Source organism: Anabaena sp. 54 (genome assembly GCF_017355725.1).
In the GTDB taxonomy this organism is placed as follows: Bacteria; Cyanobacteriota; Cyanobacteriia; order Cyanobacteriales; family Nostocaceae; genus Dolichospermum; species Dolichospermum heterosporum.
In genome coordinates this window covers 89079-99696 of the sequence record NZ_JAAVWA010000018.1, presented here as the reverse complement: position 1 = coordinate 99696, position 10618 = coordinate 89079, and the positions used below count along the sequence as shown (strand labels likewise).

Here is a 10618-nt window from a genome sequence, read left to right as displayed (position 1 = left end):
GGGGGGGGGGGGGGGGGGGGGGGGGGGGGGGGGGGGGGGGGGGGGGGGGGGGGGGGGGGGGGGGGGGGGGGGGGGAGAAAGAATTTTCCCAATGACCAATGACCAATGACCAATCACCAATCACCATCAACCATCAGTTATCCTGTTCTAAGTCATTAGGAGATTAAATCAGGGGATCGCTTGCATAATTGTTCACAATTTGTTACAAAAATATAAAGAACTTCTAGAGACTAAAACCTAATGTTCGGCGGACTTACTGGTTTAACAGATACGAAAAGCACCGATTGGGGAGAGCGAATGCTCAACACAGTCGCCAGTCAAACGATTCGCCACCTGTTTACCCAGAGCGAGTCGGTAGAAGTCTTTGTGCGCTGCTATCCCTCCAGCAAACTGTTGCAAGGCAGCATTGATAGCTTTAAAATGAACGGTCGCGGCTTAGTAATTCGTAAAGACTTCGCAGTAGAGGAAATGTCTTTTGAAACCGATGCAGTCGCCATTGACTTCGGCTCGGTTTTAAGTGGTAAACTTACCCTCAAACAACCTACCCAGGCTGTAGCTCAGGTGATTCTATCAGAAGAAGGTATTAATCGGGCTTTTGAGTCAGAATTGGTGAAAAAGCGCCTGCTTAACCTTTCTGAACCCACTTTGATTGCCATATCTGGTGGCGAACCAATTTCTTTTACCGAAGTTGAGGTCAAGCTATTACCCGAAAATCGCTTGCATTTAGTAGCTAAAGCTGATTTAAACAACGGCGAACTCATACCACTAGCTATGACTGTCGGTATTGGGATTGAAAGAAGAAGGCGGGTTTCTTTCAAAGAACCAAAGATTGAGCTTGAGGGAGTTCCAGAAGCACAAAGAGAAATTTCCCAGACTTTAAGTGTGGCATTGGTAGAAATTTTGGATAATATGGTTGATTTAGATCGCTTTGATTTAGATGGGGTAAAAATGCGACTAAATCGTTTAGAAACAGAAGGTCAAAGATTGATTTTTAGTGGTTATGCAGAAATAGAAAGAATTCCTCACAGTTCCTGAAATTGAGAAAAAATTGCCAAAAAACTAACGCCGCCTAGTTGACCCTGGGCGGCAATTTAATTTCTATAGCAGAAGTCAGGATGTAGGGGCGCAGGGCCTGCGCCCAGTCAGGAGTTCAGAAGAATGAAGAATGAAGAATGAAGAATGAAATTTCTCCCCCACTCCCCCACTCCCCCCACCTCCCCTACCTCCCCACACCCACATACTGGAATCCAGCCCTGACCATTGCTTGACGGTCAAGAAAATTACGACCATCAATCATGACCGCGTGGTTCATCAATTTTGCCATTTTCCCATAGTCCAAAGTGCTGAACTGTTGCCATTCAGTGACAAGTACCAAAGCATCACAGCCATCTGCTAATCTTTCCGCGTCGGTTTCTACTAACACACCAGAAAGACCATGACGCATCCCTGTTTGGGAAATAATGGGGTCGTAAGCCTTGACTTTCGCTCCCAATCGGTTAAGTTGTTCAATCAACATGAGTGCGGGTGCGTCCCGTAAATCGTCTGTATCTGGTTTGAAGGTTAAACCGAGTAGTCCCACAGTTTTACCTTTGAGGATTTTTAAAGCTTGTTGGAGTTTTTCTAGGGCGATTAGGCGTTGACGTTCGTTAACACTGACAGCAGCTTTCATGAGTTGGGCTTCATAGCCATAATCATCAGCGGTGTGAATGAGGGCGGAAACATCTTTGGGGAAACATGAACCACCCCAACCAATACCAGCTTGTAAGAACTTGCTACCAATACGGGAATCTAAACCGATGCCTTTTGCTACTTGGGTAACATCCGCACCGACGCGATCGCATATATTAGCAACTTCATTGATAAAACTGATCTTGGTGGCTAAAAAGGCATTAGCGGCATATTTAATCATTTCTGCCGAACTTAAATCTGTTACCAAAACTGGAACAGGAGGCAAAGATTTATCAGCCGCAAATTTGCGTTCGACAATTGGCGCATATAGTTCTTTCATCATGCCAGTGGCTTGTTGACTATTGCCACCTAAGACAATCCGATCAGGGTTAAATGTATCATGAACTGCTGAACCTTCCCGGAGAAACTCTGGATTACTGACGACATCAAAATCATTAGCAATCTTCGATAATTTATCATCACTAGCTGTATCACCAGATACCAGCAATGTTTTTTGACGTTCAGCAATCCCGTCTAAAACAATCATTCTTACCCAGTCACCAGAACCAATGGGGACAGTAGATTTGTTGACAATTACCTTATAGCCACCATTGAGATTTTCACCAATACCACGAGCTACCGCTTCTACGTAGCGAGTATCACTTTCACCATTGGGCAAAGGAGGAGTTCCCACAGCAATAAACAGGATTTCTCCATGATTAACACCAGCCGCGAGATCACTAGAAAATTGAATATTGCCACTATTAATAGCAGACTGCATAATTTCCGAAAGTCCTGGCTCAAAAATCGGTGACTGCCCAGACTTCATTAATTTTACTTTTTCTTCGTTATTATCTATGCAAATTACATCATGGCCAATATGAGCCAAACAAGCACCAGTTACTAAACCAACATAACCAGTACCAATTACGCAAACACGCATTTTTAAAACCCCTGTTTTTTATAGTTGTCAGTTGTCAGTTGTGAATCAATGATTGGTGATCCTTTAGGTAAGGCGTAATGCTAAACCTGTTGGAAACGTTGACGGAAATCTTCAATCATCAGTTTTAAACCATCTTGCAGAGGAATAGTGGGTTCCCAATCTAACAAAGTCTGTGCCTTGGTGATATCGGGACGACGACGACGGGGATCATCAGCAGGTAGGGGTTCAAATTTAATTTCTGCATCTGGGTTAATCAGGTTTTGTACAGCCTGAGCTAGTTCTAAAATCGTATATTCATCAGGATTCCCCAGATTTATAGGTCCTGTATGTTCACCATTCATTAATCGCATTAGCCCATTTACTAGGTCGGAAACATAACAAAAGCTCCGGGTTTGTTGACCTTCACCATAAACAGTTAAAGGCGTACCTCGTAATGCTTGAGCCACGAAATTGCTGACTACGCGCCCATCATTTTCCAACATTCTCGGTCCATAAGTGTTGAATATCCTGGCGACGCGAATCTCGACTTTATTCTCTCTGTAGTAGTCAAATGCCAGGGTTTCAGCCATTCTTTTGCCTTCGTCATAACATGAGCGAATGCCAATGGGATTGACGCTGCCTCGATAATCTTCAGTTTGGGGATGAACTTCTGGATCTCCGTAGACTTCACTGGTGGAAGCTAATAAAAATCTAGCTTTAACTCGTTTAGCTAACCCCAACATATTGAGTGTGCCAATGACGTTAGTTTTAACAGTTTTAATGGGGTTATACTGGTAATGCACAGGGGACGCTGGACAAGCCAGATGATAAACCTGATCCACTTCTAAGCGAATTGGTTCGGTAATGTCGTGACGAATCACTTCAAAATTAGGATTGTCTAACCAATGGAGGATATTATGTTTCTTTCCTGTGTAGAAATTGTCCAAACAAATGACTTCATGACCATCATTCATTAATCTGTCAATCAGATGAGAGCCAATAAAACCAGCACCGCCTGTCACTAAAATTCTCATATTTTTCCTTCTGCTAATATTTACTTTTAGTATGCACTTCATGTTGTTGTATATTACCCACGTTGGCAACAAAAACAAGCATATTTATCTCAGAATTGTTGTATAGCGGTTTTTAATTCAGCGAAGTTCAAGCACCCCACCTCCAACTTCCTCTCCGCAAGCAAGGAGGGGGCTATAATGTACTCGATATGATTAGGAAATGCTATGTATGGCTTTTGAGTTCAGCAATTCTCATTTTAAGGTTTCATGACATTTAAACCCTTACATTCTTAAACATTTACAGTCATTGCCAGCGAAGGGAAGCAATCACAACCCTTGGAATTGCTTCATTTCACTTCATTCCATATGGCTAAAGCCATGCTTCGCTAATGCAATAACATTGTGTAATTAATTCTGTCTCACTACTTAGAAGCAACCATAAGTAGGGTTTGCTGAAAAAGTTGTCTATGAGCGCTAGAAGTTCAGGAGTCAGGAGTCAGAATTATCAGGAGTCTCGAATCTGAAACGTGATAGGTTTTTAATAGTTTCCATGCTTATTCCTTGCACCAATACCTTGTCCATTTTCTGCTTTGTTGGGTTAAGCGACAGCGCAACCCAACGCATTTGTTGGGTTTCATGCTTCAATCCAATCCTACAAATCAAGGCTTTTTCTAATTTGGACAAGGTATTGCTAAGGGAACACCAAAAAATAAATTACCCAATTTTGTGGGATGGGCATCCTGCCCGTCCTTGATGATTAGTGGGCTTTTCGTCCCGCACCACAAGAAATTTTTGGGTATTTTTTTAATTGGAAGTCCCTAAGTAAACAATCATAGATAAATTGGTAAAGAAAAGTGAATCTCCCTTTGATTACTCATGCTAAAAAGCATAACAAAAAAATAGCAATTGTTACAGGTGAAGACGTATTTAGCTATAGTGATTTACTCCACATCTCTGGGCTAATTGCCACAGGTCTGCTGAAGGATACAGAAGACTTACAAGAACAGAGAGTTGCTTTTCTTATCCCCCCTGGGTTTGAGTATGTAGCCACTCAGTGGGGAATTTGGCGGGCTGGGGGAATAGCGGTACCGTTATGTGTTTCTCACCCCCGTCCAGAATTGGAGTATGTGATTACTAATTCGGGAGCATCAATTATTGTTGTCCATCCCCAATTTGAGGATATACTGCTATCGCTTGCTACTGAAAAAAATTTGCGCTTTATTCTCACCTCAGCAACACTCCCAGATCATGTTACTACCCTACCAAATATAGATATTCAAAGACGGGCATTAATTCTCTATACCAGTGGAACAACAGGTAAACCCAAGGGTGTGGTGATAACTCATGACAATATTCAAGCGCAAGTAACTAGCTTAATTACTGCTTGGGAATGGACATCAGATGACCGCATCCTAAATATATTACCATTACATCATATTCATGGGATTATCAACGTCCTGACCTGTGCTTTATGGGCTGGTGCGGAATGTCATATATTAAGCAAATTTGATGCTGAAACTGTATGGAATCGGATTTGTGAGGGTAACTTAACCCTATTTATGGCAGTACCAACAATTTATGTAAAATTAATTGCTGCTTGGGAAAATGATACTCAGGAACGCCAAAAAACCATGACCGCAGGATGTGAAAAAATGCGTCTGATGGTTTCTGGTTCAGCAGCTTTACCAGTGCAAGTATTAGCAAAGTGGCAGAATATTAGCGGTCATTTTCTCCTAGAACGCTATGGAATGACGGAAATTGGTATGGCGCTATCCAACTCTTTACATGGTCAACGATACGCAGGATATGTGGGTCAACCTTTACCACAAGTTGAAGTTAGATTAGTAGATGAAAATGGAGAATTAGTGCCACCAGGAATACCAGGAGAAATTCAAGTTAAAAGCCCTGGAGTGTTTTTAGAATATTGGCAAAACCCCCAATCAACAGAAAAGGCATTTAGAGACGGCTGGTTTTGTACTGGAGATACCGCCATAGTCGAGAATGACAACTATCGTATTTTAGGACGGATGAGCGTTGATATCATTAAAACAGGAGGGTATAAGGTTTCAGCTTTGGAAATTGAGGAAGTGTTAAGAACTCATCCAGATATTCAAGAATGTGCAGTAGTTGGGGTGACAGATTTAGAATGGGGTGAGCGAGTTTGTGCAGCGTTAGTATTACTACCACAACGTCAATTGACATTAGAATCTTTGAGGAGTTGGGCAAAGGAACAATTGGCAGTTTATAAGATTCCCACTCGAATTTTGATAGTTGATGAATTACCCCGTAATGCTATGGGGAAAGTAACTAAGCCGCAGGTGGTTGAACTATTTCAGGCAGGATAAAGAGCCGATAATTAACGCACTCTACAAAATCAGCGATCGCTTGCAGCATTGCTACGCGGTAGAAACCTTTATTCGTTGGGTTTTCTTTTGTCAATCTAAGCTACAAGAAGAGCGATAGCTTGACAATCAAGACATTTGTTATCATGAGGAGCGATCGCACTAATAACTTCTTAGATTAGTTTTTTGCGTTAACAGATTAACTTAATTTCTCAATTTCTAGGATTTTTTGACCAATCCATTCTGAGATGATGGGGACAATGGCGTTACCAAGGAGTCTCCCTCTGCGACCGTCCATCCTGGAGGAAAGCCCATCAGTTTTTCCCACTCTGTCCACGTCAAGTTTCTGGCCACATAGTATTGGTCGGTCTGAATGACCTCCTTGATGTTTTCCAGTTTGGGCACGTAACGTGGGGCAGACATTTTTTGCCATGGTATATCCGAAACCACCGCGACGTTGAACCACAAGCGGAGTGTTTCCGATAAAGCCTTCACAAAATTCTTGTCCAACTTCCGACTTGCCCGGTTTTCGCGTCTTAGAATCCCTAAACAATTCGCTGCTGTTAGTAAAGATGTTATGGGCAAGGTCTGACTTAAAACTTGCGATAATGAATAATCTATCCCTGTTGTGGGGCAAGCCCGTATGTCGAGCGTTACACGATAACCACCCGCCCAAATACCCGTTCTCTTCAAGCGTGTCGATAACTGCCTCAAAGTCTTTTCCGTTCCCGGACGAGAGTAAGCCCGGGACATTTTCCAAGACCAACCATTTTGGTTGAACTTCTTTAACAAGTTGCATAAAGACGTAGAATAAGCCGCTGCGTGATCCGGCAATTCCTTCTCGATCTTTGTTCGCGCTGCTGATGTCTTGGCATGGCCACCCGGCACACCATAAATCAGAGGTAGGGATAATTGTTGATTGGAGTGTTCTGATATCTTCATAAATTGGTACGTGAGGCCAATGACGCTTTAGAATTTTTTGACAGAAATCATCTATTTCACATTGAAATACTGCTTTCATGCCTGCTCTCTCAAAACCGAGATCAAATCCTCCGATACCAGCAAAGAATGAAGCAAATTTCATTATCAATTTACCATATAGGTTCTACCGCACTTTACAAGAAAAAGTTTTCACAAGCCTCTTCACAGAAAAAGATAACACATTTTAAGTCTATCTGTATTGCATTTTCCAATGTTAGACGAAAATCGTCTACAAATTAAACTGGGCTTGACATACGATGACTGGTTGTATTCAAAATCTCAAAAATGGAGAAGGCAAATATTAGTGGACCCAGAATAAAGCAAGCTCGTGAACAAGCTGGATGGGATCAGAACGACTTAGCCGCTGCTTTGCAAGTCGATTTTCACATCAAGCTTGACCAATCAGACATTTCTGAAATTGAGCGGCAGAAACGCGGCGTAAAAGATTTTGAGTTAGAGGCTTTTGCTCGTCTGTTAAAAGTTACACCAGAATGGCTTTTGCGGGGTGAGTGTAGCATTGCAGAGGGTTAAGGCTACAGAGTTTTAATTTTGAGTGTAAGTAATGGCAAACGAACGTGAGCATTGGTTGCAGTATGTTTATGAGAACTTCAAGTGTATTCCTGTTCACAAGGAATACTTTAAAATTACTTTGGAAATTTTGTGGCCTCCAGGAACTGAGCTACCAGGTCCAGAAATCAAGTTAGACATTATTCGCAGCGCAATAGATGACTATAGAAGGTTAAATGGGCAATATCAAGGAACCCCTTATTCAGATGTTGCAAAGAGAATGAGAGAGTTAATGGGTGATGAAGCTCTTCTGGGATTACAAAAAAGAGGTAATGCTAAATCAATTCGATATCAACTTCTCAACACTGAAATTGGCACAAGGCGTTTACCACGAAAAGCATTAAATAAAACCTTATGGCAAGGTATTCTTAACTCATCTGAAAATAAGTGTGCTGTATGCCAAATAGATTTAGACAAAGCTGCGGGAATAAACAAAGATCACAAAATACCCAGGACTAGAGGAGGTAGTGATAATTTAGATAATCTACAGGCTTTATGCTCAGAATGTAATCTTTTTAAGAGATTATCTTGCAGAAATTGTATTCTGGATTGTCAAATATGTGGATGGGCATTTCCAGATAAATTTGCTCCACTCAGGCTTTCTAATCATGATCTTTTAGAGTTGAGAGAACTTGCTGTTCAGCGCGGTATTAGTATAAATGAGCTTATTCGAGAAATGATAGACAACTATTTAACCTAAGATATAAATGGTTATTTAGAGGAATTGCCCACGAGTTTAACATAGATATTTGACGTTGCCAAATTGAAACATGAAATTGGAAAACTCACAATTTCAAACTTCAAAATGCAACGCCAAATATTTATTTACTTCTTCTGTGGGTTTGGTGGACACCAAAACAGGTTTTTACTGGACACTTCCAGAGATTCTAAAATCCCTTTCATCACATCTGTACAATACATCCAATGTTCTAAATCGTCATACATTCGATCAGGATTAAACTCGAAATTGTAATGCAATACATTAGACAAATTTGAAAACTCATCAGCAGATTGGGGAGAAATAATCAACAGTTGAAAAGGTTTACCCTGAGATTGTTTTTCCAACTTATTCAACAGATCAATTACTCCACCTCGGTCAGCGATTCCTGTGCGAATAAACAGCACCTCGTCACAATGATCGAGGGCATACCAAAACCTTTCCGAACGTGCCGTATACCGCACTCGCATCCGTTCATGGATGGGAGACATATCGTTAACAGGGTCTTCCGTATCCTCAACTTCATGGGCAAAGGATAGACCGCCCCATTTGCTATGATAAATTCTGTGTTCCTCGGAATTGTAATGCAGCAAATGAGGATTCCACATATCATAAAAACGGTTTTCGATGATATCTGCAATATCTGCTATCTTGGTCGTGCGGGTCAAATCAAAGGGAAAAGCTGGACCATCGTACTCCATCTTATACAACATCATGCGGACGGCACAGCGATCGCCCAACGGCAAAATAGCCACACGGCTAATATCCGATAATTTGCATTTGTATTCCAAAAATACTGCTGATTTCGGTGGCGCTTTCACCCGACTTTCTAACCCATGCTTACCAATCATCATGGTGCGAAAAGGTGCATCGGGTTGAAGGGGATCTTCATATACACCCGATGGTATAGCTTTTAATGCTTTGCGGATCTCCGTCCACATCGGCTGGATATTGTACTCATTATCTGATTCGTTGATAATCCAGATGTGATGTTCGTCTTTTTGTAAAATCCCCAGATGCCCATCATAGAATAAAACCTGGGAGTTATTCGGTGCAAAAAGATTGAAAGCCGCACTATATTCCAAGTCAGCGCCAGGGGGAATATTTAGGGTTGTGGAGATAGTTCCATTCTCTTGCACAGCAAAGAAGGGGAGTATTCCTGGTTCGGTATTTTTGGCAATGTAAATACCGGGGATTAATCCTGCCTTATTTTGTAGAACAGTTTGTAATTCTTGCCAATAAGCAGCAATGGTATAACTATATTTTGATGGATTTTTAATCCGCAAACTCTTGTCTTCGATAGATGCACAGATATAGAAACCTGCGTTATCAAGATAGATGGGAACTTCGTTCGGTTGCCAGAAGCGTTGTTTTTCTTTTGCTAATTCGTCTTTTTCAATTTGGAAGAGGCGCAGGTCTATGGCCTCATACATCAGGTTGTGACCGATGGTGTTAGGGTGAGATGGGTCAAAGGATATTCCCTCTTGCCAGCGTCCCTGACCATTATCTAATGGTGCTAACCAATCCAAAACCGGCACACCCCAATTCAACATTCGGTTGTGTGTATCTTTCAACAACCAATGATGTTCAGGGGAAAAATCGCCATTGGGATAGACTCCTCCTAAAATTGGACGTGCGCCCAGTTTCCGGGTCATTTTTACCAACTGCTGCAAGCCACTTTCAAAACGTCGCTGTACTGCGCGGCGTTCGTGAGGAGGGCAATAAGCTAACCCTTCGTTACCCAAAGATAAGGCAATAATTACTATATCCGGTTGTTCTGGGGTGACAACTGAGGCGAATCGAGCGATCGTTCTGCTGACATTTGCGCCCGATTCTGATAAATTAATTACTTGATGTCCATATTTTTGCTGCAAATCCTCTGCCAACAACCAAGCCCAACCTCTCAATAACCAAGCTTTATAGCCCAAGGACACAGAACTGCCAATCACGACAATTTTCAGACCGTCTGACTCTTTTGCAATGGGTTTATTGTCAGTAACATCCCGAAAATATCCAAAGGGATAGGGCTGTAAATAACCATAAGCACCATCATCCACAACAATAGTCCGGGATTGTTCTTCACTGTTAATTGGTAGCCAACGGTTTGCACCTATAGCTTCCCATTGTCCCCGTCCTTTGGCATCAATGCGTACATACTTGTATTCAACTCTTTGGCAATTATCAGACGATTGGATGTCAATTTCTTGATCTGTCCACCATAAAGGATAGCAATCGCCACTTGTCCGAAGATGAACACATTTGGTAATATCCCACAATCCCAATTCGGGAGTAGAACCGACGATACCAATGGATTCACCAGTTTGTGTGGAAGCACTAACCTGGAATTGATACATATGTTTCTGCTGGTTTAGGTGTACAATGCTATGCGTAAAGGCGGAATCCTGGC

General features: G+C 41.9%; 8 protein-coding genes. 4 read left to right on the top strand and 4 right to left on the bottom strand.

The window, feature by feature from the left end; all coding sequences use genetic code 11:
• Positions 1 to 240 precede the first annotated feature (240 nt).
• A complete protein-coding gene (locus HEQ36_RS16555) occupies positions 241 to 1035 on the top strand; it encodes a DUF2993 domain-containing protein (RefSeq protein ID WP_168636975.1) in 795 nt (264 codons plus the stop codon).
• 184 nt (positions 1036 to 1219) lie between these two features.
• Here the strand turns inward: HEQ36_RS16555 and HEQ36_RS16550 are convergent, their stop codons facing one another.
• The gene (locus HEQ36_RS16550; RefSeq protein WP_168636976.1) at positions 1220 to 2611 is read right to left on the bottom strand and encodes a UDP-glucose/GDP-mannose dehydrogenase family protein; all 1392 of its coding nucleotides are present in this window, start codon (positions 2609 to 2611) and stop codon (positions 1220 to 1222) included.
• A gap of 80 nt (positions 2612 to 2691) precedes the next feature.
• On the bottom strand, positions 2692 to 3624 hold the full coding sequence (locus HEQ36_RS16545) for a UDP-glucuronic acid decarboxylase family protein (RefSeq protein ID WP_168636977.1): 933 nt from the start codon (positions 3622 to 3624) through the stop codon (positions 2692 to 2694).
• An 833-nt stretch (positions 3625 to 4457) separates the two neighbouring features.
• On the opposite strand from HEQ36_RS16545, the gene HEQ36_RS16540 reads away from it, so the two are divergent.
• Positions 4458 to 5948: an acyl-CoA synthetase gene (locus HEQ36_RS16540; RefSeq protein ID WP_168636978.1), complete on the top strand. Its 1491-nt coding sequence runs from the start codon at positions 4458 to 4460 to the stop codon at positions 5946 to 5948.
• Positions 5949 to 6144: 196 nt separating this feature from the next.
• Here the strand turns inward: HEQ36_RS16540 and HEQ36_RS16535 are convergent, their stop codons facing one another.
• Positions 6145 to 7029: a DNA cytosine methyltransferase gene (locus HEQ36_RS16535; RefSeq protein WP_168636979.1), complete on the bottom strand. Its 885-nt coding sequence runs from the start codon at positions 7027 to 7029 to the stop codon at positions 6145 to 6147.
• Positions 7030 to 7211: 182 nt separating this feature from the next.
• Between HEQ36_RS16535 and HEQ36_RS16530 the strand changes: the two genes are divergently transcribed.
• Complete coding sequence (locus HEQ36_RS16530) at positions 7212 to 7457, top strand: helix-turn-helix domain-containing protein (RefSeq protein ID WP_168636980.1); 246 nt, start codon at positions 7212 to 7214, stop codon at positions 7455 to 7457.
• 31 nt (positions 7458 to 7488) lie between these two features.
• Entirely contained in the window at positions 7489 to 8193 is a 705-nt protein-coding gene (locus HEQ36_RS16525) for an HNH endonuclease (protein ID WP_168636981.1), read from the top strand.
• A 125-nt stretch (positions 8194 to 8318) separates the two neighbouring features.
• On the opposite strand, the gene HEQ36_RS16520 is transcribed toward HEQ36_RS16525, so the two are convergent.
• Positions 8319 to 10565: a DUF1796 family putative cysteine peptidase gene (locus HEQ36_RS16520; protein ID WP_168636982.1), complete on the bottom strand. Its 2247-nt coding sequence runs from the start codon at positions 10563 to 10565 to the stop codon at positions 8319 to 8321.
• Between the last annotated feature and the right edge of the window lie 53 nt (positions 10566 to 10618).

Coding starts and splice junctions, on each gene's coding strand:
- HEQ36_RS16555 (WP_168636975.1), top strand. CDS start 241: ATGTTCGGCGGACTTACTGGTTTAACAGATACGAAAAGCACCGATTGG.
- HEQ36_RS16550 (WP_168636976.1), bottom strand. CDS start 2,611: ATGCGTGTTTGCGTAATTGGTACTGGTTATGTTGGTTTAGTAACTGGT.
- HEQ36_RS16545 (WP_168636977.1), bottom strand. CDS start 3,624: ATGAGAATTTTAGTGACAGGCGGTGCTGGTTTTATTGGCTCTCATCTG.
- HEQ36_RS16535 (WP_168636979.1), bottom strand. CDS start 7,029: ATGAAATTTGCTTCATTCTTTGCTGGTATCGGAGGATTTGATCTCGGT.
- HEQ36_RS16530 (WP_168636980.1), top strand. CDS start 7,212: ATGGAGAAGGCAAATATTAGTGGACCCAGAATAAAGCAAGCTCGTGAA.
- HEQ36_RS16525 (WP_168636981.1), top strand. CDS start 7,489: ATGGCAAACGAACGTGAGCATTGGTTGCAGTATGTTTATGAGAACTTC.
- HEQ36_RS16520 (WP_168636982.1), bottom strand. CDS start 10,565: ATGTATCAATTCCAGGTTAGTGCTTCCACACAAACTGGTGAATCCATT.